This is a genomic window from Pseudotabrizicola alkalilacus (genome assembly GCF_003443995.1).
Lineage (GTDB): Bacteria > Pseudomonadota > Alphaproteobacteria > Rhodobacterales > Rhodobacteraceae > Pseudotabrizicola > Pseudotabrizicola alkalilacus.
Window position 1 is genome coordinate 109,535 of sequence record NZ_QWEY01000003.1, and the last position, 20,371, is coordinate 129,905.

Here is a 20,371-nt window from a genome sequence, read left to right on the forward strand (position 1 = left end):
TTGCAACAGAAAAAAGTGTGATATGGAAAACTCTGCCCTCGACTCCGCCTTCTGGCTGACTGCCGCGGGAATCATGTGTCTGCTGGTGTTGTCTGCGTTCTTTTCCGGCTCGGAAACCGCATTGACCGCCGCCTCGCGCGCCAAGCTGAAAACCCTCGCCGACAAAGGGTCGCTCGGGGCGCAGTCGGCGATGAAAATCACCGAAGACAATGAGCGCATGATCGGTGCGATCCTTCTGGGCAACAACGTGGTCAACATCTTGTCGGCCTCGCTCGCGACCGCGCTGCTGACCCGGGTTCTGGGCGATTCCGGAGTGGCGTTTGCCACGCTTGGGATGACCATTCTGGTGCTGATCTTTGGCGAGGTGCTGCCCAAGACACTGGCCATCACTTTCCCCGAAGGGGTCGCGACCCGCGTGGCCCCGATCATCCGGGTGCTTATCCTGCTGTTCTCGCCCATCGTCACTGTGGTGCGGATTCTGGTGCGTGGGGTGCTGCGGGTGTTTGGTGTGCGTGCTGACCCGGAGGGTAAAATTCTGGCCCTGCGCGAAGAGATCATGGGCGCGATCGCCCTTGGCCATTCCGAAGGCGCTGTGGAAAAGGAAGACCGCGACCGGCTGCTGGGCGCGCTGGATCTGGGCAGCCGCACGGTGGACGAGATCATGCGCCATCGCCGCCATATCGAAATGCTCGACGCCGATCTGTCACCGGATGAGATCCTGACCAAGGTGCTCGCCTCGCCTCACACCCGCCTGCCACTGTTTCGCGGCAATGAAGAGAATATTCTGGGGGTCGTCCACGCCAAGGATCTGCTGCGCGAGGTGGACCGGCTACTGCGGACCACAGACGGAACGCCGGGCTCGGTCAAGGATCTGGATATCGCCACGGTCGCGATGGCGCCGTATTTCATCCCGGACACCACCGCGCTGGATGAACAGATGCGCGAGTTCCTGAAACGCCGCACCCATTTCGCGCTGGTGGTCGATGAATACGGCGGTTTGCAGGGGCTGATCACGCTGGAAGATATTCTGGAAGAGATCGTCGGCGAGATCACCGATGAGTTTGACGTGGTGCAAAAGGACGAGGCGCTGAAGCGGGCCGAGAACGGCGATTATCTGATCGAAGGTCAGATGACGATCCGCGATCTGAACCGTGCGACCGACTGGAATCTGCCCGATGACGAGGCCAATACCATTGCCGGTCTGGTGATCCATGAGGCGCAGATGATCCCGAATGAGGGGCAGGCCTTCAGCTTCCACGGCTTCCGGTTCGAAGTGGTGCAAAAGCGTGAGAACCGGATCGTGAAGCTGAAGCTGAGGCCGCTCTGATCCGTCCCGGCACCGGCGTTCAGACAGCGGTGATATGGCTGTGGCCGAAAAACACCGGATACAGGCACAGCTCTCGCACCAGCTGATGACTGCCCCGGCGATAGACAAACAGGTTTTCCCAATAGCCTGTCACCGCATAATGCAGCCCGTCCGGCAACAGCGTCACCCCGCACGGGTAGCGCAGACCGCTGGCCGTGGTATCGACATCGTGCAGCACCGCGCCACTGGCCCCGTCGAACACCATGACGCGATGCGACGACGGATAGGTTGCGATTGCCTGATCATGCTGCGGATCATAGCTGATCGACAGCCCATGGCGCATGTCGGCGGTGTGCACGGCTGTTCCCATCGGCTTTGGTCGCTGACCCTTCGCGATCTTCAGCGTCTGCGCCGACAGATAGGTGATCCCCGGTTCAGAGGTGATGTCCGCGCTGTAAACTGCGCTGTGCCCGCGCATCGCCTGCGCTTCATCTGCCTCGGTTCCCAGCCGGGCCTGAATCGCAAAGATCCGGTCGCGCCCTCCCGCAGCCAGATGGCGCAGTTCGGCATCGGCCCGGCCGGTGACCCATTTCTCGACCAGACGCCCGCTTGCCACTTCGATCACTGTCACGCTCGCTTCGGCCACGCGGCGCGGGACCGGCAGGAAACCGTCCGGGTCCGGGAGTGATCCGTAATTGGCAATCACAAGATAGCGGTCGTCTTCGATCAGGCGAATGTCATGCGGGTCAATGCCATGGGTGGAATAGCTGCCCCGCACTTTCAGCGTGTCGCTGTCACGGATGGTGATGCGGCCATGATGGTCAGCCAAGGAACTGCCAGCCGCGCTGAACCGGGGTGCGCGTTCGGAGACAAGTGCCGTGCGACCCTGATCCAGAAACACAGCATGGCCGCCGCCGCGCCAACCCTCGGCAAAAGCTGGGCTTTTTGCGACCATATCCAGCGTGACCGGATCAAACGCGACCTGATCGCGCGCCTCGAACCCGCACAGGATGCCAATACGACGGTTTGGCGAAACCGCCACCTGATGCGCCATCACCGGCAAAACGGCCTGTGTCACAGTGCCGTCAAACCCGATCCGGGTCAGCAACCGCGCGGGACCATCCTGCGCTGAAAGCGCGCGGGCCAGCCGGGGGTGGGCCGTGACCGGCCCCCCACGTGCCCGCGCGGTTTCGGTTATGTAGCCCGGAACATAGACCGAAGTGTCGCGCAGGTTGCGACTGACATCCGCCTCCTCCGCTGCCACGCGCGCCACCGAAGCGCAGCCCGACACAGAGGACGCCATGCCCGCCCCGACAGCCGCAGTCAGAAATGTCCGGCGTTCCATGATCGCAACCTAATGGCTGCCGCCGCCGCTGCCGCGGTTCGGGTCGCCTGTCAGCTCGTACCACTTTTTGCAATCCTTGCGGATGAAGCAATCGGCTTTGGCTTCCAGGAACGTGGCGCGTCGTTCCAGAGCCGCGTTGCCGGGATTCGCTGTCGCGGCAAGAAACGCTTCGTCCGCGTCTTTTTGGATCTTGATCATTGCGCCGGTGTTGACCGCCCCCAAGGTCGCCTCGCCCACATCCACCACAGTTCCCGCCGGACCAAGGGCTTCTTTGGCGAGGTTCTTTGCCACCTCTTTGCCCCCCTCGGCCGCCGGTGCGTTCACGATGGATTTCTCGTCGCCAAGATAGGTTTCCACCTTCTGAACACTGCCCGGACAGCCGGCAAGGGCCATCAAGGCCCCCACAGAGATCAAGGTCACGACAATACGGTTTGGTTTTCTGCTCATCATCTATCAAACTCTCTTATGCAGGTTTCACCTGACGCCTTCACCATGGCCAGCGACAGGCACTTTTCATTTGAAGTTTCATCGCGTTATCTGTGGTTCTTCGCGATGTTCCGGGGGACAGGTCAGGCCGACAAAGCGGCCAAGGCGGATGCCTTGTGCGCTTTGAAGCGGACTGAATGCGGATGAACCGCATCCTTGCAGTCTGCAAAATGTCCCGTCAGGTAAGGCGTAGGAACCGGAGCATTTTTTCTGCTGGAATTCATGTGACAGTACTCCGTTCATTCGGATGACGCGCTCTGCACCACATCGCTTTTCAATGCCGTGCACAGACAGTCTTCCGCCCTGACAGAGGGGCGGCATTGATTTGCATCAACGCCTCCGGCCTGTCAGCCCGCAGGTGACAGGATGTCGCAGGATCGAGTCAGTTGGGGGCCCTTCTGGCTGGGTTCAGCGCTTTCGCAGCAGCGATCCCAGCACACCACGCACAAGCGCCTCGCCCGATTTGGCAACGAACTGGCCTGATTTGTTGCCAAACTGGCGGGCAAAGCTCTTGGCCAGTGTCTCGCTGACCGAATCGCTGCGGCGGCCGCCGGGTTTGGGGGCGGCGTTGCCGTTTCGTGCCGCGCCTCCGCCCTCATAACGGCGGCCCCGGTTGAATGTCTCGGTGCCGCCGTTCGGTCCGGCCTCTGCCGGTGACGGGGTGGCCTCATCCGGTCGGGCCGCCTCAGTCGCCGCTTTTTGCTCCCGCGCACGCAGCCTTTCATAGGCGCTGTCGCGGTCGATCACGGTGTCGTATTTACCCGCGAGCGGCGATGCCGCCATCAGCTGCGCCCGCATTGACGGATCAATCGGCCCGAGCTGGCTGGACGGCGGCCGGATCAGCGTGCGCTGCACGATGCCCGGAATACCCTTGCGCTCCAGAAACGACGTGACCGCCTCGCCGGTGCCGACATCTCGGATCGCGTCTTCGGTGCTGAATGCCGGGTTGTCGCGATAGGTCTGCGCGGCAAGGCGCAGGTCTTGTCGATCCTTGGCGGTAAAGGCCCGCAGGGCGTGCTGCACCCGGTTGCCCAACTGACCAAGGATGTTTTGCGGCACATCCGCCGGGTTCTGGGTGATGAAATACACCCCCACCCCCTTGGACCGGATCAGCCGCGCCACCTGTTCCACCTTTTGCACCAAGGCTTTGGGGGCATCGGTGAACAGCAGATGCGCCTCGTCGAAAAAGAACACCAACTTGGGTTTGTCCGGGTTTCCCACCTCGGGCAAGGTTTCGAACAATTCGGACAGAAGCCACAACAGAAAGGTCGCATAGAGACGCGGACTGTTCATCAGCCGGTCGGCGGCCAGCATGTTGATCCGCCCCAAGCCATCCGCATCGGTCAGCAGCAGATCGGCCAGATCCAGCGCCGGTTCGCCAAAGAACCCGGCCCCGCCCTCGTTTTCCAGCACCAGCAACCGGCGCTGAATCGCGCCGATCGAAGCGGGAGCGACCAGACCGTAGCGATTGGAAATCGCACCGGCATTTTCGCCGATGAACACCAGCAGCGCCTGCAGATCCTTCAGATCCAAGAGCGGCAGTTCTTCCTCATCCGCCAGCCGGAAGGCGACGTTCAGCACACCTTCCTGCGCATCGGTCAGCTCCAGCAGCCGCGCCAGCAGCAGCGGCCCCATCTCGGCCACGGTGGCGCGGATCGGGTGGCCCTGCTGGCCGAACAGATCCCAGAACGTAACCGGAAAGGCGCGGTATTGCAGATCAAGCCCGATGGTGGCAGCCCGCGTCATGAACGGCGTGTGCAGCTTGCCCAAGGGGTCGCCCGCGACAGCCAGCCCGGACAGATCACCCTTCACGTCGGACAGAAACACTGGCACTCCGGCAGCCGAAAAGCCCTCGGCCAGGATCTGCAACGTCACCGTCTTGCCGGTGCCGGTCGCGCCGGCAATCAGGCCGTGACGGTTGCCAAAACCCAGAAGCAGCCGCTGCGGATCGCCATAATCTGCCCCACCGCCACCAACAAACACCGAAGGTTCTTCTGACACGCGCCATCTCCCCGTCACACAAATCTTTGCACCGGATCAGACCCGCGCGAACCGACAATACAATCTTAACTCTCTGATACCAGCCTTGATCTTGGCTGCATTCAGTGCCGCGCTCGGCGGTCCTGCACATGGCCCGTCCGGACAGGCCGGGTCAGGAAACCATGCGCCGTTTCTTCATGTTTTACAGGCGATATTGTGATCCGATTCCCGGTTGACGGATGCGATATTCCGCCGTAGCGTCAGCGCCATGAAGTCGGCCAGTCCGACAGGGAGCAAAAAAATAAACGTTAAAAAGGGCCGGGTCACTGGCCCTTTTTGATTTTTGAGTCACCCGTACGGCCCTGCCCAGTCGCCTGGCATTTCATGCCGTTTCTGACCAGAAGAGCTGCGCCGGGTCACGCTTTTGGCACCTGACAGTTCGGGCGCAACATGCTAGAGCGGCGCAAGCGGTGAAAGCCCAACAGCGAAATATGGACCTGACATGACCTTTGCAGTGACATCGACCCTTTCCAAATCCTTTGCCCTGACCCTTTTGCTTGTGTCTTCCGGCGCATCCGGCCTTTGGGCACAAGAGGCAACGACCCCCCCCACGACCGAAGGCACCGACGCAGCACCGGCGGCAGATGCCGCGGGCGCACCGGGTCTTTCCATGGGCACCGAAGTCGGGACAGAGGGGGCGCCAGCCGCCGATGGCATCGGCAGCGCCTATGTGCAGGCAAATTTCGAGGCCTGGGAACAGCGCTGCGTCCGCACCGAAGATGGCTCTGATCCCTGCCAGCTGTATCAGCTGCTGAAAGACAGCGACGGCAATGCGGTCGCCGAATTCAGCATGTTCAACCTGCCAGCCGGTGGTCAGGCGGCTGCCGGGGCAACCGTTGTCGTGCCGCTTGAAACGCTGCTGACCGAGAACCTGTTGTTGGCAGTTGATGGCACCACGCCACGGGTTTATCCGTTTACCTTCTGCTCAAACCTGGGCTGCGTGGCGCGGGTCGGCTTTACGGCTGCCGAAGTCGAACAGTTCAAGAAGGGCGCGAAAGCGGTCATCACCATTGTACCCGTCGTCGCCCCCGACCAGAAGGTTTCGGTTGAGGTGTCGCTCAAGGGCTTCACCGCAGGCTATACGGCCGTCTCTGCCACCAACTGACACGCGCAAGTGCGCCACAGACGACAAAGGCCGCGCCCGATGGGCGCGGCCTTTTGCATGGCAGAGCATGGCTCAGATCCGGCGCAGCACCAGCACCGCATTCAGCCCACCAAAGGCAAAGGCATTGGTCATTGCCACCTTTACGTCGGCCTTGCGGGCAGTGTTGGGCACCACATCCAGCGCGCAATCGGCGTCAGGCTTCTGATAGCCCAGCGTCGGCGCTACCACCCCGTCGCGCAGTGCCATCAGACAGGCCAGCGCCTCAACCGCGCCAGTGCCGCCGATGATATGGCCATGGGCACCCTTGGTCGAAGACACCAGCGGCGGGCTGGAGCCAAACACCGTGCGGATCGCCATCGCCTCATTGGCATCATTGGCGCGGGTGCCGGTGCCATGGGCGTTGATATAGTCCACCTGCCCCGGCTCCAGCCCGGCATCGTCCAGCGCGCCACGCATCGCGCGCACCGCACCATCGGCTGAGGGCATCACGATGTCATGCGCATCTGAACACATGGAAAACCCGACCACCTCGGCCAGAATGGTGGCCCCACGGGCGCGGGCGTGTTTATACGCCTCGAAGACAAAGACCGCCGCGCCCTCGCCCTGCACCATCCCGCTGCGGTCGGCGGAAAACGGGCGGCAGGCGTCAGTGGCCATCACGCGCAAGCCCTCCCACGCCTTCAATCCGCCAAAGGTCAGCATCGCCTCGGCCCCGCCTGTCAGCATGACCGGGGCCGCGCCAGAGCGCACCATCTGATAGGCCAGCCCCATCGCGTGATTGGAACTGGCGCAGGCAGTCGAGACGGTAAAGGCCGGGCCGCGCAGGCCATAGGTCATGCTGATATGGCTGACCCCGGCACTGGCCATCAGCCGGGGCACGGTCAGCGGATGCACCCGATTCTTGCCTTCGGCATAAACCGCACGATAGCTGTCGTCGATGGTGCCCAGACCGCCGCCCGCCGTGCCCAGAATAACCCCCGAACGCAGGGCAAGCGCCTCATCAAACACCAGCCCCGATTGCGCCACCGCCTGCCGCGCCGACCACAGCGCAAACTGGGTCATCCGGTCATAGAGGCTCAGGCCGCGCAGATCGAAATGTTCAGTGGCGGTCCAGTCCCGGACCTGACCGGCCACCCGGATCGACAAACGGTCGATATCGGGAATGTCCAGCGGGCCAATCCCACCCCGCCCGTTGGCAAAGGCATCAAAGGTCGAGGGCACGTCATGGCCCAGGGCATTGATGGTGCCTGCGCCGGTGATCACAACTCTGGGCATATAAGGTCAGGCGGCCTTTTGCGAGACAAGGCCTTCGACCGCGCGGATGATCGCGCCCACTGACGACAAGTCAAAGTCATCGGTACCAGGGTCATTGGCGTTGAACGGCACCGAGATGTCAAAGGTCTCTTCCAGAGCGAACACCAGCTCCACCATGGCCAGACTGTCGAGCGCAAGCGCCTCCAGCCGGGTGTCGATGGTCAGATCGCCGGGTTCCAGCAATGCCTTTTCGGCGATGATCCCGATAATGGTCTGTGCGGTCTGGGTCATGCGATCATTCCTTCCTGTTCGCGCGACTTATAGAAAGCCTTCATGACTTCTGGATGACTTTCTCGATTGCGGCAACCTTTGCGGCCAGACGTGGCAGCCGGCGCAGCGCTTTTTGCATCTCGACATGGGTTTCAAGCTTCACCGCCGGATAGCCCAAAAGCACCCGACCGGCCGGCGCATTGGTAAAAACCTTGGTCGCGCCGCCGCAGATCACATCATCGCCGATAAAGATATTGTCATTGACCCCGCATTGCCCGGCCAGCACCACCCGGTTGCCGATCCGCGCCGAGCCTGCCACGCCGACCTGCCCGCACAGCAGGCAATCGTCGCCCACCTGAACGTTGTGGCCGATGTGGACAAGGTTATCCAGCTTGGTGCCGTTGCCGATGCGGGTGTCGCGGATCGTGCCCCGGTCGATGCAGACATTCGCGCCGATCTCCACATCATCGCCGATGCTGACCGCGCCCAGCGAGTGAATCCGGGTCCAGCTTTGCGCCCGGATCTCGTCGCGCTGGCCCAAAGTTTCGCGGATCTCTTCCACGCCAGATTTCTCGGGCGTGACAAAGGAAAACCCGTCCGCCCCGATCACAGCACCCGGCTGGATGATCACCCGCGCGCCGATCTGCACCCGCGCGCCCACCCGCGCGCCCTGCAGGATCAGCGCCTCCGGCCCGATCTGCGCGCCTTCGGCGATGCTGACATGGCTGGCAATGCGGGCATTGGTCCCAAGGATCACCCCGGCCCCGATGGTGACAAACGGCCCGATCGCCGCGCCCGCGCCAATCTGCGCGGTCGGATCAATCACGCTCATCGGATGAATGCCCGGCGCAATCGCCGGGCCGGGGTCCAGCATCCGGGTCAGGCCAGCCATCGCCAGCCGTCCGCGCGGCGCAAAGATGGCGGCCTGCAGGCCAAGCGTCTGCCAGTCCGCCCCCGGCCACAACAGCGCCGCGCGCGCGCCCCCCTGTGCCAGACCATCCGCGTATTTGGGGTTCACCGCCAAGGCCAGATCATCTGGCCCGGCCTGCTGCGGCTCTGCCGCGCCCCGCACCATCAGCGCGCCATTCCCCGCAAACTCCGCCCCGAGGGCGGCGGCGATGTCAGCGATGCAATGGGACATGATCATGCTCCTTTCGCCGTCTCCTTGCGGCTGACCGGAGGTTTAGCCCTGAACCACAGGCAAGACCACCCCGGCCTCCTCAAGCGCCTGAAACAGTTTGGCATCCCGGCCATAGATGTCGCGGCGATAGGTCATCTGCCCCTTGGCCCCGGGCCAGGCGGTGAAATAGACCAGATGCACCGGCACCTTTTGCTCCAGCTTGACGGTGGTTTCGTTGCCGGTGTTCAAATGGCGGGCAAACTCGGCCTGCGGATCGTCCGACTGCAGCGCCAGAAGCGCATAGGCAAAATCGAACGGATCGGCCAGACGGATGCAGCCGTGACTATAGGCACGCACGTCATGGGCAAACAGGTTTTTCGAAGGCGTATCATGCAGATAGATGTTGTACTTGTTAGGGAACATGAACTTTACCAGCCCCAGCGCATTCCCATCTGACGGTGGTTGGCGCAGGCCAAAAGGAAAGGTCCGCGCCGAGTATCCGGCGAAATTCACCGCCCCGCGTGGCACCACCCGGCCGCGGTTGTCGATCACCTGCAGATGGCTGACGGCATTCGGATTGCGCTGCAGCAGCGGCAGGTATTCCTTGACGATGATCGAGCGCGGCACCCCCCAGCTCGGGTTGATCACCATATGCGCCATCTGATCCGAAAACTCGGGCGTGTGCTGATCCATCACATCCTTGCCGATCACCGAACGGGTCTCGAAGGTGACTTTGCCATGATCCATGATCTTGGCGGTAAAGTCCGGCAAGTTGACCCAGATATGACGGTCGCCAAGCGGCGTGCCCTGCATCCAGCGCACCCGTTCCATCGCGACAATCACCGACTTCAGCCGCTCTTCTGCCGCGATATTCAGTTCGGCCAGCGTGGCCTCGGCCGCGATGCCATCGGCGGTCAGCCCGTGATCCAGCTGGAACCGCTGCACCGCGTTCTGGATGGCGGCATCATAGCTGCGGGTGGCCGAGCGGCTCAGGTAGCCCATCGCAATCAGCCGCTCACGCAAAGCGACAACCGCATCGCCGCTGTCGCCCTGCCCCAGTGCCTTGGCCCGCACCACCGGACCCCAGCCGCCGTCGGCGATCCGCCCCTCCAGCGCCAGCTTTGCCCGCATCAGCTGCGCATAGTGCGGCGAGTCGGGCAGCAGACCCTGCAGCAACTCCACCGGATTGCGCGCCTGCATCTGTGCCAGCAGCAACGCGGGATCAGGGCGCGCAATCTCGCGCACGATGCCGGGATCGACCGCTTTCGGGTCGGTGGCCCCGGTTTTCACATCGCGGGCAAAGGCCAGATAGGCGCGGGTCAGCGCCACCTCGGCCCGTGCGCGGTCGCCTTCGGTCTGCGCGGTGCTCAGCAGGGCCGTCAGCTTGGCGACATCATAGCGCGCCACCGGCAACCCATGCGCCCCCGCCCGCGACAGCGCCGACAGCAGGGCCGAACGGCGCTGCGCATCCTGCTCTGCCGGGCCGGTCCAGAGCGTGCGATACCCGCTGTCGCGATAGAAGGCGGCAATCACCTCATTCTCGGATGCCTCGGCGGCGATGGTCTGAACGAAGGGGCTGGGAAAGTCCTGCGCCGACGCGGGCATGGCAAGCATGAAAATAGCGGCCGAGAGCAACAGCCCACGCATACCAAAACCACCAGTCAATCGAGTCATCGTGAGATCGTCCCCGTCCGTTTTTGCCGAATTTCCCCGACTTTCCGCGAAGTTGGCAGCACTGTCCATTCACGTTCCGGCCAGATACTCACGATCACCCCCGATTTCGTTACTTTCCGGCAACAGTGGGATAAGAAAAATGCAGCGCATTGTTTCCGGGACTTTCAGCAAAAATTTGCCGATGCCCGCTAAACCGGGAACCAGCGGAGAATCTGCGCTTGGGTTGCAAAACATGCTGTGGCATAAGACTGGCACACTTGGGGATGAAGTGCAGACGAACCGCCATCAAGGTGGTCAAAAATTGCGACGGGACAGGCGCTAGAATGGCAGATACATCGAAGTTCGGGATTTCGCGGCGTGGCCTGCTGGGTGCGTTTGCGGCATCTCTTGTGGTTGCAGCTCCGACTTACTCCAACGCTTTCGGTCTGTTGCGCGGGGCTGGCGACATCCGCCGGATCCGTATGTATTCAGGACGGACCGGCGAAAGCATCGACACGATCTACTGGATCGAAGGGAAGTACATTCCCGAGGTCATGACCGAAGTAAATCACTTCATGCGGGACTGGCGGTCCAATGACGTGATCGGCATCGACGCGCGCACGGTGGATATCATGGCGGCCGCCCATCGTCTGATGGATGTCAAAGAACCCTATATGATGCTGTCGGGCTATCGCAGCCCCCGCACCAATGCCATGCTTCGCTCGCAATCGGGTGGCGTGGCGAAGAACTCGCTTCACCTCAAGGGTCAGGCGGCAGATCTGCGGCTCAAGTCGCGCTCGGTCGGCCAGATGGCCAAGGCAGCGGCGGCCTGTGCTTCGGGTGGCGTGGGCCGGTATTCGCGCTCGAACTTTGTGCACATGGATTGCGGTCCGGTGCGCAGCTGGGGCGGCTGAGCGGCCCGGGCTGACAGAATGGGCTGAAAATTCGCAGAATTTTCGTTTCTCGTTTACTCGTCGCTGTCGTCATCCGCGGCCTGAGCCGCCGCAATCGCACGGCCACGATAACCCGTTGCCACCACAAACTTTTCGGAACTGTCCGACCGGCTGGCCGGGGGCTTCACATTGGCCACCTTGCGGAAGTTCTTTTTCAGCGTGGCCTGCATTGTGTTTTCCGCGCCCCCCGCCAGAACCTTGGCGACAAAGGTGCCATCGTCTTCCAGCACGTCAAAGGCAAAATCGAGCGCCGCTTCGATCAGCGCCACGATGCGCAGGTGGTCGGTCGCCTTGTGCCCGGACGCCGCCGCCGCCATGTCCGACATCACCACATCGGCCCGCCCGCCCAGCCAGCCCTTGACCAGATCATCCGCCCCGTCAGACAAGAAATCCAGCTGATGCAGTTCGGCGCCGGAAATCGGCTCGATTTCCTGCAGATCGACGCCCAGCACGGTGCCGACCGGCTTTTTCGGGTTCTGCCCCAACGCATTGACCCGCTCCACCGCGACCTGACACCAGCCACCGGGCGCACAGCCCAGATCCACCACCCGCGCACCGGGTTTCAGGAAACCGTAGCGGTCATCCAGCTCCAGAATCTTATAGGCCGCGCGACCGCGAAACCCCTCTTTGCGGGCCCGGATCACGTATGGGTCGTTCAGCTGCCGCTCCAGCCACAGGGTTGACGACAGTTTGCGGCCCTTGGCGGTTTTCACCCGCACCCGCAGCTCTCGCTGGCCCCGGCCGGATATGTTCTTTTCACTCATGTGAATGGTCCTTCGGTCAAGACGCCATCGACGGTCATCTGCGCATACAAAAGCCCTTCGCGCAGGCCACGGTCGGCCACGGAAAGGCGGTCCGTGGGCCATATCCGCATCAGCGCCTGAAGGATAGCCGCACCGGACATGATCAGCGCATGCCGGTCACGGCCAATGCGCGGATCGGTGCGCCGCCCCTCTGGCCCCAGCGCCAGATAGTCGCGGATCACGAAATCAATCTGATCACTGGTCATCTGCAACCCGTCCACCTTGGTCCGGTCATAGCGGCGCAGGCCAAGATAGCTGGCCGCCACCGTTGTTACCGTGCCAGAGGTGCCGATGATCTGAAACCCTTCGCGCGGGTGCTGGGCGTTATAGGGCGAAAAGCTGGCCAGTTGTTCCTCGAAAAACCAGCTCATCAGCGCAAAGCGGGCGGCATCATCATCAACATCGCCAAACTGGTCGCGCAAAGTCGCCACCCCCAGCGGCACCGAGATCCAGTCCACCACCCGCGCGCCGCCCTCAGGTTGAGCGTTGAAGCCGGTGTGCAGGCTCATGATCGCGCGCGGCCGGTTTTCCGGCACGACGCCCGACAGGTCGATCCAGACCAGCTCGGTCGAGCCGCCGCCGATATCGACCACCAGCAGCTGTTCGGTCCGCTCATTGACCAGCGGCGCGCAAGAGATCACCGCCAGCCGCGCCTCTTCCTCGGGCGAGATGATCTCCAGTGCCAGACCCGTTTCACGCTTGACCTGGCGGATGAAATCACGCGCATTCCGGGCACGGCGGCAGGCTTCGGTCGCCACCAGACGCATCCGGTTGACGCCATGCCGCTCGATCTTTTTCTGGCAGATGCGCAGGGCTTGCACCGTCCGTCCCATTGACGCACGCGAAAGCCGGCCCGAGGCTTCCAGCCCGATGCCCAGCTGAACAGTTTTTGAAAAACTGTCCACAACCGTAAACTGACTGCCCTTTGGCTGGGCAATCAGCATCCGGCAACTGTTGGTGCCAAGGTCAAGCGCCGCGTATAGCGTGCCCTGCCCCGGCTTTTGAGGGGGTGACGATTCGGCGACACGAGAGCCTTTGTCAGGCTCGACCGGTGTTTGCGACGCGCCCCCCCCTCGGGGACGCTCGGGCGTCATAGCCGCCCTCCATATGTGGTTGTAATAAGGGTAGCGCTGATCCCCCCCTGCCGCAAGCACTCATGCGGGCGCGCGTTTCGGCAGCCTTGAACACCGTCTGTGCACCAGATTTTCCAGCAGGGTAAGGTCGCTGGCGGCTGTGACCGTGATGCCTTCCGTGTCCCCTGTCAGCACCCCGGGTCGCAGATGCAATGCGCCATGTCGAAAACGCACCCTCTTGTCGCAAACGGACGATTAGAACGGAGGGAGTGTGAGGATGGGGAATCAAGGCATGGCAGAGGTGACAGTGGTGTTCTGGCGCGACATTCCGGCTCAGGTGATTGTGGGCAAGGGACGGCGCGGCGCCAAAGTGCAGCTGACCGAGCGCTTTGAACAAGCGATCGACCGCTGTGCGATGAAGATCGGCGCGCGCGATGCCGATGCCTATCTGGCCGAATGGCGCAAAGCGCCCCCCTATGAGGTGGAGGGCGAACAGGACGAGGTCGCCCGCGCCGAGGCTGCCCGGCTTGAGGCCGAATATGACACCGAACATCTGAAAGCACTGATCGCGGCGGATGGCTGGGCAAAAGCCTGAGACCCCGCGCATGACCCTGAGGGAGAGGTTGATGGCACTGTTCAATTTCCGCGGCAAGACCGCGCAAGCCCCGGCTCCGGCGCAGGGTCAACTGGAAGCCTTTTTGCAAGGCTACTCCATCGAGGTGATGCCGCGCACCGCCGAAAAAGTCGAAGATTTTCGCGCCCTGCTGCCGACCGGCACCCGCGTCTACATCGCCCATATCGACAGCACCCCGATTGAAGAGATGGTCGCCACCGCGCGGCGTCTGGCAGACGACGGCTTTACTGCCATGCCGCATTTCCCGGCGCGCATCATAAAGGACCGGGCGACGCTGACCGATTGGGTTGCGCGCTACCGCGACGTCGGCGTGCGGCAGGGCCTGTTGCTGGCAGGCGGCGTGGCGCAGCCGGTGGGCGACTTCCACACCTCGATGCAACTCCTGGAGTCCGGCGCGTTTGACGGCTTTGACCGGCTGCATGTGGCGGGTCATCCCGAGGGCAACAAGGACATCGACCCCGATGGCTCTGACCGCATGGTGATGGAGGCCGCGCGCTGGAAATCGGCCTTTGCCGAGCGTACCGATGCGCAGATGGCGATGGCGACGCAGTTCTGCTTTGATGCCGCCCCGGTGATCGACTGGGTAAATCGCCTGCAAGCCGAGGGGGTTGCGCTGCCGGTGCATATCGGCGTGGCGGGCCCTGCGAAACTGCAGACGCTGATCAAGTTTGCCATCGCCTGCGGTGTCGGGCCGTCGCTGAAGGTCTTGCAAAAGCGGGCGATGGATGTGACCAAGCTGCTTATGCCCTATGAGCCGACCGATGTGCTGGCAGCACTTGCCGCCCACAAGGCGGCGCATCCCGGCTTTGGCATCGAACAGGTGCATTTCTTCCCGCTGGGCGGGATTAAGACCAACGCCCAATGGGTGACAGAACATGGCGGCGCTGCTGGCAAACCCGCCAAGGCCGCTTGAGACAAAGGTTGAAGAATGACCCGTACAGTCCTAGAATCAAAGACAAAAACTGTCATCATCGGCTTTGACGAGCCGTTCTGCGTCATCGGAGAGCGGATCAACCCCACCGGGCGCAAGAAACTGGCCGCCGAGCTGGAGGCCGGGAACTTTGAAACCGTGATCCGCGACGCGCTGGAACAGGTGGCCTGTGGTGCTACGGTGCTGGATGTGAACTCTGGTGCTGTGTTTACCAACAAGATGGCGCTTGACCCGCGCTATGCCGACAACAACTTTGTCGAGCCGCCGCTGATGAAAGCGCTGATCGAGATCATTCAAGCGACCGTGGACGTGCCGTTGTGCATCGACAGCTCGGTGCCAGCCGCGCTGGAGGCCGGTCTGGCCGCCTGTGAGGGCCGCCCGCTTTTGAACTCGGTCACCGGGGAAGAAGACCGGATGGAACTGGTTCTGCCGCTGGTCAAGAAATACAACGTGCCGGTGGTGGCGATCTCGAACGACGATACCGGCATTTCGCCCGACCCGGATGTGCGCTTTGCGGTGGCAAAAAAGATCGTCGAACGGGCCGCCGATTTCGGCATTCCCGCGCATGACATCGTGGTTGACCCGCTGGTGATGCCGGTGGGTGCGATGGGCACAGCCGGGCAACAGGTGTTTGCACTGGTGCGCCGGCTGCGCGAAGAGCTGGGCGTGAACACCACCTGCGGTGCCTCGAACATCTCGTTTGGCCTGCCGCACCGGCATGGCATCAACGCGGCGTTTCTGCCGATGGCAATCGGGGCGGGGATGACAAGCGCGATCATGAACCCGGTGCGTCAGGTCGAGATGGAAGCGATCCGTGCGGCCAACTTCCTGATGAACCATGATTCCAATGGTGGCGAATGGATCCGCTTTGCCAAGGTGCTGGAAGCGGTCGAAGCCGGGATGAGCTTTGCCGAGGCCTCGGCTGCGGCGAGCCAGTCTGCCGGGGGGCGTCGTGGTGGCCGCCGCGGCCGCGCCTGAGCTATCTTGCGCAAAGCCCTGATCCTGAACGTGAATGATCAGCCCATGGAAACATGGGCTGATGCTGCGCGCGGCACTGTGCGCTGGCAAAGTCTGTTTTCGGCAGGCGTTTCCCCAACCGACAGCCTGACCTGTGGCGTGGCCCATGTTGCCAAAGGCGATACCTTTACTTTGCACAGTCATCCGCAGGCCGAAGTGTATTTCGGTCTGTCCGGACAGGGCACTGTGATGGTCGACGGGATACCTTTTGTGCTATCGCCCGGCGTGGCTCTGTTCATTCCCGGCGGCGCAGTGCATGGCATTCTTTGCGCTAGCGAAGACATGAGCTGGTTTTATGTGTTTGCCGCCGACAGTTTCGACGAAATTGCCTACAGCTTCCAGACAGCGCCCCCTTCCGCACCACAAGCGCCGCCATCTGATCTGGAACCACCGGGCGCGCAGGAGTACCCCCATGGCTGACGACCCCCTCGTGATCTTCACCCCTTCGGGCAAGCGCGGGCACTTTCCGCTTGGCACCCCGGTTCTGACCGCCGCGCGGCAGTTGGGGGTCGATCTCGACTCGGTGTGCGGTGGGCGCGGCATCTGTTCCAAGTGCCAGATCAGCCCCGGTTACGGTGAATTTCCCAAACATGGCGTCACCGTGCGCGATGATGCCCTGACCGAATGGAACGCGGTTGAAGAGCGCTACAAATCCAAACGCGGCATGCTGGATGGTCGCCGTCTGGGCTGTCAGGCGCAGGTGATGGGCGATGTGGTCATTGACGTGCCGCCCGAAAGTCAGGTCCACAAACAGGTGATCCGCAAATCCGCGACCGAGCGGGTCATCGCGATGGACCCCGCCACCCGGCTGCTCTACGTCGAAGTGGCCGAGCCGGACATGCACGAGCCAACCGGCGATTTTGAACGCCTCGCCCGCGCCTTGCGCGACCAATGGCAGGTTGAAGAGGTGAGCGCCGATCTGGCGATCCTGCGCCGTTTGCAGCCCGCCTTGCGCAAAGGCGCGTGGGCGGTGACCGTGGCGCTGCACAAGGGCAATCACGACGCCCGCCCCCGGATTCTCGACCTCTGGCCCGGGTTCCATGACGGCGCGATTCATGGTCTTGCCATTGATCTGGGCTCCACCACCATCGCGGCGCATCTGTGCGATCTGCGCGACGGGCGGGTGCTGGCCTCGGGCGGGGTGATGAACCCGCAGATCCGCTTTGGCGAGGATCTGATGAGCCGGGTGTCTTATGTGATGATGAACGCCGGTGGCGATGTGGAAATGACCCGCGTGGTGCGCGAGGCGCTGAATGCGCTGGCGGTCTCTATTGCGGCGGAGGCCGGGATTGATCCGGTCAGCATTTATGAGGCGGTCGTGGTCTGCAATCCGGTGATGCACCACCTGCTTTTGGGCATTGATCCGGTGGAACTGGGTCAGGCACCATTTGCGCTGGCCACTTCGGGCAGTCTCAGCCTTGATGCGCGCGAGCTGGATCTGGCGGCGATCAACCGGGCGGCGCGGGTGTACCTTTTGCCCTGCATCGCGGGCCATGTCGGCGCGGATGCGGCGGCGGTGGCCTTGTCGGAAGAGCCTGGCAAATCTGACGATATGGTGCTGATCGTCGATGTCGGCACCAATGCCGAGCTCTTGTTGGGCAACAAGACGCGGGTGCTGGCCTGCTCCTCGCCCACCGGCCCGGCGTTTGAAGGCGCGCAGATCAGCTCGGGCCAGCGCGCCGCCCCCGGCGCAATTGAACGGGTGGAGATTGACGTGGTGACCAAGGAGCCGCGGTTCCGGGTGATCGGCTCGGACCTGTGGTCAGACGATCCGGGCTTTGCCGCGGCCACCGCGACCATGGGCATCACCGGCATCTGCGGCTCTGGCATCATCGAGGCTGTGGCCGAGATGCGGATGGCGGGGCTGGTTGATCCCGGCGGGCTGATCGGCGGGCCGGATCAGACCGGCACCGCGCGCTGCGTGCCCGAGGGGCGCACCCACAGCTATCTGCTGCATGATGGCAGCGCGGATGGCGGGCCGCGCATTCTGGTGACCCAAGGCGACATCCGCGCGATTCAGTTGGCGAAATCAGCGCTTTATGCCGGGGCACGGCTGTTGATGGACGAAATGGGCATTGAACATGTAGACCGGGTCACCCTCGCCGGGGCCTTTGGTGCGCATATCAGCCCGAAACACGCGATGGTGCTGGGGATGATCCCCGATGCGCCGCTGGACAAGGTGACGAGTGCGGGCAACGCCGCGGGCACCGGCGCGCGCATCGCGCTGTGCAATGTGGCCGCGCGCGATCAGATCGAGGCGACCGTGCATCAGATCCACAAGGTCGAGACCGCCATCGAGCCAAGGTTTCAGGAGCATTTCGTCAATGCCAATGCGATTCCGCACGCGGTTGACAGCTTTCCGTCGCTGGCGGCGGTGGTGACGCTGCCGGATGTGTCGTTCAACACCTCTGGCGGGCGCGAAGGGCGGCGGCGGCGCAGTTGAGCGCAGGTTTTGGGGCTGGCAACGCCCGCTTTGCATGATAGCGTCACCGGCATGAACGCCACTGCCCAGATCCGCACCGAAACTTGCCTGCTGTTGGAGCGTATCTCCCGGCAGGACCGGACGGCGTTCCGCGATCTCTATCATTCCGCCGGCCCGAAACTAATGGGCGTGCTGTTGCGTATCCTTGGCACAAGGTCAGAGGCGGAGGATGCGTTGCAAGAGGTGTTTACCAGGGTTTGGTTGCGGGCGGGACGGTTTGATCCGTCACGTGGCGCCGGCATGACCTGGCTGGTGGCCTTGAGCCGCAACCATGCGATTGACCGGCTGCGCGCCCGCAAACCCGAACAGACCGATGATGGCGTGGCAGAGCTGATCGTCGACACCGCCCCCCGCGCCGAAACCCGGCTGATCGCGCAAGGCGAGGCGCGCCGGGTCACGGAGTGTTTTGACACGCTGGAACCGGCCCGCGCCGAAGCGGTGCGCGGCGCTTATCTTGACGGCCTGTCCTATGAATCGCTGGCGGCGCGCCACAGCATTCCGCTCAACACCATGCGGACCTGGCTGCGGCGCAGCCTGCTCAAGCTGAAGGAGTGTCTGGAGCAATGACCGACACCCCGTTGACCCCGTTGGAAGAAGATGACGCGCTGGCAGCCGAATATGTTTTGGGTGTGCTGGCGCTGCCCGAACGGCTGGCGGCCGAGGCGCGTCTGAAAACCGATGTGGATTTTGCCGCGCGGGTGTCGGTCTGGGTGGCGCATTTCGCACCGCTGAACGAAGCCTATGCCAGCGTGCCGGTGCCCCCCGATCTGCTGCCAAAGATCGAATCCCGGCTGTTCCCCAAGGCCAGCGCCCTGCGGGGCGGCTGGCGGTTGTGGCTGGCCGGGGCGGTGACGGCGGCGGTGGTCGGCGTTGGCGTGTTCATGCTGATGCCGCAGACCGCACCGGGTGCGGTGATCGCGAACCTTGGCGACGGCGGCTCGGCGCTGGTCTATGAGGCGCGCCATGACGGATCGCATCTGATGGTGACCCGCGTGGCGGGCGCCCCGGCCCCCGAAGGCCAGACCCATGAACTGTGGGTGATTGCCCCCGGTGCGGCCCCGGTGTCTCTGGGTCTGTTGGGCACAGATCCGCTGGATGTCGAATATCCGCGCCCCCCTGCGGGCTGGGTGCTGGCGGTTTCGGTTGAACCGGCGGGCGGCTCGCCCACCGGTGCGCCGACCGGCCCGGTGATCCTGACAGCCGAACTCTGAGCGGTTCCGTGATCACAGCCCCGTGAGCCTGCGATCTTTTTTCCACTGGCTGAAACTCGCCCCGGACCGCGCTCGTATCTCAGGGGGAAGGCAGGATGATCCTGCCTCACCTTTACGGGAGATGTCTGATGAAACTGACCCTTGCAGCTTCGATCCTTGCTCTGTCCACCATGGCGGCTTTTGCCGAAAACCCGATGGTCGGCGGCGCCGCGATGTTTGAAGACAAGAACATCGTCGAAAACGCCGTGAACTCGGCCGATCACACCACGCTGGTTGCCGCCGTGCAGGCCGCCGGTCTGGTCGAAACCCTGTCGGGGGAAGGCCCGTTCACCGTGTTCGCGCCGACCAATGACGCCTTTGCCAAGCTGCCCGCTGGCACGGTTGAAACCCTGCTGATGCCGGAAAACAAGGATCAGCTGACCAAGATCCTGACCTGCCATGTTGTGGCCGCCAATGCGATGGCAGCTGACATCGGCAAGATGATCGCGGATGGCGGTGGCACCCACACCGTCAGCACCGTTGGCGGCTGTGACTTTGCCATCACGATGAACGGCGATGCCGTCAACATCACCGATGGCATGGGCAATGTCGCCACCGTCACCATCGCCGATGTCAAACAGTCGAATGGCGTGATCCACGTAATCGACACGGTTCTTCTGCCCGCCATGTAAGCGCGCAAAAGAACAGG

20 protein-coding genes are annotated in these 20,371 nt (G+C 62.9%); 11 read left to right on the forward strand and 9 right to left on the reverse strand.

All coding sequences use genetic code 11. From position 1 onward, the window contains the following. Window positions 1-22 precede the first annotated feature (22 nt). Complete coding sequence (locus D1012_RS07245) at window positions 23-1,327, forward strand: HlyC/CorC family transporter (RefSeq protein WP_118150699.1); 1,305 nt, start codon at window positions 23-25, stop codon at window positions 1,325-1,327. Between the two features lie 19 nt (window positions 1,328-1,346). Here D1012_RS07245 and D1012_RS07250 read toward each other — a convergent pair whose 3' ends face one another. From D1012_RS07250 to D1012_RS07260, 3 genes are all read right to left on the reverse strand, one after another. Beyond that, the gene (locus tag D1012_RS07250) at window positions 1,347-2,651 is read right to left on the reverse strand and encodes a DUF1513 domain-containing protein (protein WP_118150700.1); all 1,305 of its coding nucleotides are present in this window, start codon (window positions 2,649-2,651) and stop codon (window positions 1,347-1,349) included. A 9-nt stretch (window positions 2,652-2,660) separates the two neighbouring features. After that, window positions 2,661-3,098, reverse strand: coding sequence for a hypothetical protein (locus D1012_RS07255; RefSeq protein WP_147335634.1), 438 nt, complete (start codon window positions 3,096-3,098; stop codon window positions 2,661-2,663). Between the two features lie 447 nt (window positions 3,099-3,545). After that, a complete protein-coding gene (locus tag D1012_RS07260; RefSeq protein WP_118150702.1) occupies window positions 3,546-5,138 on the reverse strand; it encodes a helicase HerA-like domain-containing protein in 1,593 nt (530 codons plus the stop codon). Between the two features lie 481 nt (window positions 5,139-5,619). Between D1012_RS07260 and D1012_RS07265 the strand changes: the two genes are divergently transcribed. Further along, window positions 5,620-6,282 carry an invasion associated locus B family protein gene (locus D1012_RS07265; RefSeq protein ID WP_118150703.1) on the forward strand — a complete coding sequence of 221 codons (663 nt, stop codon included), beginning with the start codon at window positions 5,620-5,622 and terminating at the stop codon, window positions 6,280-6,282. Between the two features lie 72 nt (window positions 6,283-6,354). On the opposite strand, the gene D1012_RS07270 is transcribed toward D1012_RS07265, so the two are convergent. The 4 genes from D1012_RS07270 to D1012_RS07285 are packed head-to-tail and all read right to left on the reverse strand — an operon-like array spanning window position 6,355 to window position 10,600. Then, window positions 6,355-7,557 (reverse strand): beta-ketoacyl-[acyl-carrier-protein] synthase family protein, encoded by a 1,203-nt coding sequence (locus tag D1012_RS07270; RefSeq protein WP_118150704.1) that lies wholly within the window; start codon window positions 7,555-7,557, stop codon window positions 6,355-6,357. 6 nt (window positions 7,558-7,563) lie between these two features. Next, window positions 7,564-7,827, reverse strand: coding sequence for an acyl carrier protein (locus tag D1012_RS07275; RefSeq protein WP_118150705.1), 264 nt, complete (start codon window positions 7,825-7,827; stop codon window positions 7,564-7,566). A gap of 40 nt (window positions 7,828-7,867) precedes the next feature. Beyond that, complete coding sequence (locus tag D1012_RS07280) at window positions 7,868-8,947, reverse strand: UDP-3-O-(3-hydroxymyristoyl)glucosamine N-acyltransferase (RefSeq protein WP_118151141.1); 1,080 nt, start codon at window positions 8,945-8,947, stop codon at window positions 7,868-7,870. Window positions 8,948-8,989: 42 nt separating this feature from the next. Further along, window positions 8,990-10,600, reverse strand: a complete 1,611-nt coding sequence (locus tag D1012_RS07285; RefSeq protein ID WP_118151143.1) for a L,D-transpeptidase family protein — start codon at window positions 10,598-10,600, stop codon at window positions 8,990-8,992. Between the two features lie 323 nt (window positions 10,601-10,923). Here D1012_RS07285 and mepK point away from each other — a divergent pair, with 323 nt between their 5' ends. Further along, window positions 10,924-11,493 (forward strand): peptidoglycan L,D-endopeptidase MepK, encoded by a 570-nt coding sequence (mepK, locus tag D1012_RS07290; protein WP_199489453.1) that lies wholly within the window; start codon window positions 10,924-10,926, stop codon window positions 11,491-11,493. Window positions 11,494-11,546: 53 nt separating this feature from the next. Here the strand turns inward: mepK and D1012_RS07295 are convergent, their stop codons facing one another. Next, window positions 11,547-12,296, reverse strand: a complete 750-nt coding sequence (locus tag D1012_RS07295) for an RlmE family RNA methyltransferase (RefSeq protein ID WP_118150707.1) — start codon at window positions 12,294-12,296, stop codon at window positions 11,547-11,549. Next, window positions 12,293-13,429: a Ppx/GppA phosphatase family protein gene (locus D1012_RS07300; protein ID WP_118150708.1), complete on the reverse strand. Its 1,137-nt coding sequence runs from the start codon at window positions 13,427-13,429 to the stop codon at window positions 12,293-12,295. Before D1012_RS07300 ends, D1012_RS07295 begins: the two co-directional genes overlap by 4 nt. Window positions 13,430-13,700: 271 nt before the next feature. On the opposite strand from D1012_RS07300, the gene D1012_RS07305 reads away from it, so the two are divergent. The 8 genes from D1012_RS07305 (at window position 13,701) to D1012_RS07340 (ending at window position 20,354) form a co-directional block, all read left to right on the forward strand. Continuing rightward, complete coding sequence (locus tag D1012_RS07305; protein ID WP_118150709.1) at window positions 13,701-14,003, forward strand: virulence factor; 303 nt, start codon at window positions 13,701-13,703, stop codon at window positions 14,001-14,003. Window positions 14,004-14,034: 31 nt separating this feature from the next. Beyond that, window positions 14,035-14,955 carry a methylenetetrahydrofolate reductase gene (locus tag D1012_RS07310; RefSeq protein WP_118150710.1) on the forward strand — a complete coding sequence of 307 codons (921 nt, stop codon included), beginning with the start codon at window positions 14,035-14,037 and terminating at the stop codon, window positions 14,953-14,955. 15 nt (window positions 14,956-14,970) lie between these two features. Beyond that, entirely contained in the window at window positions 14,971-15,951 is a 981-nt protein-coding gene (locus D1012_RS07315) for a methyltetrahydrofolate cobalamin methyltransferase (RefSeq protein ID WP_118150711.1), read from the forward strand. Window positions 15,952-15,996: 45 nt separating this feature from the next. Further along, complete coding sequence (locus D1012_RS07320; protein WP_147335635.1) at window positions 15,997-16,410, forward strand: cupin domain-containing protein; 414 nt, start codon at window positions 15,997-15,999, stop codon at window positions 16,408-16,410. Continuing rightward, window positions 16,403-18,433 (forward strand): ASKHA domain-containing protein, encoded by a 2,031-nt coding sequence (locus D1012_RS07325; RefSeq protein WP_118150713.1) that lies wholly within the window; start codon window positions 16,403-16,405, stop codon window positions 18,431-18,433. The genes D1012_RS07320 and D1012_RS07325 overlap by 8 nt, the downstream gene beginning before the upstream one ends. Window positions 18,434-18,484: 51 nt before the next feature. After that, on the forward strand, window positions 18,485-19,039 hold the full coding sequence (locus tag D1012_RS07330) for a sigma-70 family RNA polymerase sigma factor (RefSeq protein ID WP_118150714.1): 555 nt from the start codon (window positions 18,485-18,487) through the stop codon (window positions 19,037-19,039). Continuing rightward, entirely contained in the window at window positions 19,036-19,683 is a 648-nt protein-coding gene (locus tag D1012_RS07335) for an anti-sigma factor (protein WP_118150715.1), read from the forward strand. Before D1012_RS07330 ends, D1012_RS07335 begins: the two co-directional genes overlap by 4 nt. A gap of 128 nt (window positions 19,684-19,811) precedes the next feature. Next, window positions 19,812-20,354 (forward strand): fasciclin domain-containing protein, encoded by a 543-nt coding sequence (locus tag D1012_RS07340; protein WP_118150716.1) that lies wholly within the window; start codon window positions 19,812-19,814, stop codon window positions 20,352-20,354. Window positions 20,355-20,371: the final 17 nt, after the last annotated feature.

Excerpts from the sequence above, each read along its gene's own strand:
- D1012_RS07245 (WP_118150699.1), top strand. The coding sequence starts at position 23 with ATGGAAAACTCTGCCCTCGACTCCGCCTTCTGGCTGACTGCCGCGGGA.
- D1012_RS07250 (WP_118150700.1), bottom strand. The coding sequence starts at position 2,651 with ATGGAACGCCGGACATTTCTGACTGCGGCTGTCGGGGCGGGCATGGCG.
- D1012_RS07255 (WP_147335634.1), bottom strand. The coding sequence starts at position 3,098 with ATGAGCAGAAAACCAAACCGTATTGTCGTGACCTTGATCTCTGTGGGG.
- D1012_RS07265 (WP_118150703.1), top strand. The coding sequence starts at position 5,620 with ATGACCTTTGCAGTGACATCGACCCTTTCCAAATCCTTTGCCCTGACC.
- D1012_RS07270 (WP_118150704.1), bottom strand. The coding sequence starts at position 7,557 with ATGCCCAGAGTTGTGATCACCGGCGCAGGCACCATCAATGCCCTGGGC.
- D1012_RS07275 (WP_118150705.1), bottom strand. The coding sequence starts at position 7,827 with ATGACCCAGACCGCACAGACCATTATCGGGATCATCGCCGAAAAGGCA.
- D1012_RS07280 (WP_118151141.1), bottom strand. The coding sequence starts at position 8,947 with ATGTCCCATTGCATCGCTGACATCGCCGCCGCCCTCGGGGCGGAGTTT.
- D1012_RS07285 (WP_118151143.1), bottom strand. The coding sequence starts at position 10,600 with ATGACTCGATTGACTGGTGGTTTTGGTATGCGTGGGCTGTTGCTCTCG.
- mepK (WP_199489453.1), top strand. The coding sequence starts at position 10,924 with ATGGCAGATACATCGAAGTTCGGGATTTCGCGGCGTGGCCTGCTGGGT.
- D1012_RS07295 (WP_118150707.1), bottom strand. The coding sequence starts at position 12,296 with ATGAGTGAAAAGAACATATCCGGCCGGGGCCAGCGAGAGCTGCGGGTG.
- D1012_RS07300 (WP_118150708.1), bottom strand. The coding sequence starts at position 13,429 with ATGACGCCCGAGCGTCCCCGAGGGGGGGGCGCGTCGCAAACACCGGTC.
- D1012_RS07305 (WP_118150709.1), top strand. The coding sequence starts at position 13,701 with ATGGCAGAGGTGACAGTGGTGTTCTGGCGCGACATTCCGGCTCAGGTG.
- D1012_RS07310 (WP_118150710.1), top strand. The coding sequence starts at position 14,035 with ATGGCACTGTTCAATTTCCGCGGCAAGACCGCGCAAGCCCCGGCTCCG.
- D1012_RS07315 (WP_118150711.1), top strand. The coding sequence starts at position 14,971 with ATGACCCGTACAGTCCTAGAATCAAAGACAAAAACTGTCATCATCGGC.
- D1012_RS07320 (WP_147335635.1), top strand. The coding sequence starts at position 15,997 with ATGGAAACATGGGCTGATGCTGCGCGCGGCACTGTGCGCTGGCAAAGT.
- D1012_RS07325 (WP_118150713.1), top strand. The coding sequence starts at position 16,403 with ATGGCTGACGACCCCCTCGTGATCTTCACCCCTTCGGGCAAGCGCGGG.
- D1012_RS07330 (WP_118150714.1), top strand. The coding sequence starts at position 18,485 with ATGAACGCCACTGCCCAGATCCGCACCGAAACTTGCCTGCTGTTGGAG.
- D1012_RS07335 (WP_118150715.1), top strand. The coding sequence starts at position 19,036 with ATGACCGACACCCCGTTGACCCCGTTGGAAGAAGATGACGCGCTGGCA.
- D1012_RS07340 (WP_118150716.1), top strand. The coding sequence starts at position 19,812 with ATGAAACTGACCCTTGCAGCTTCGATCCTTGCTCTGTCCACCATGGCG.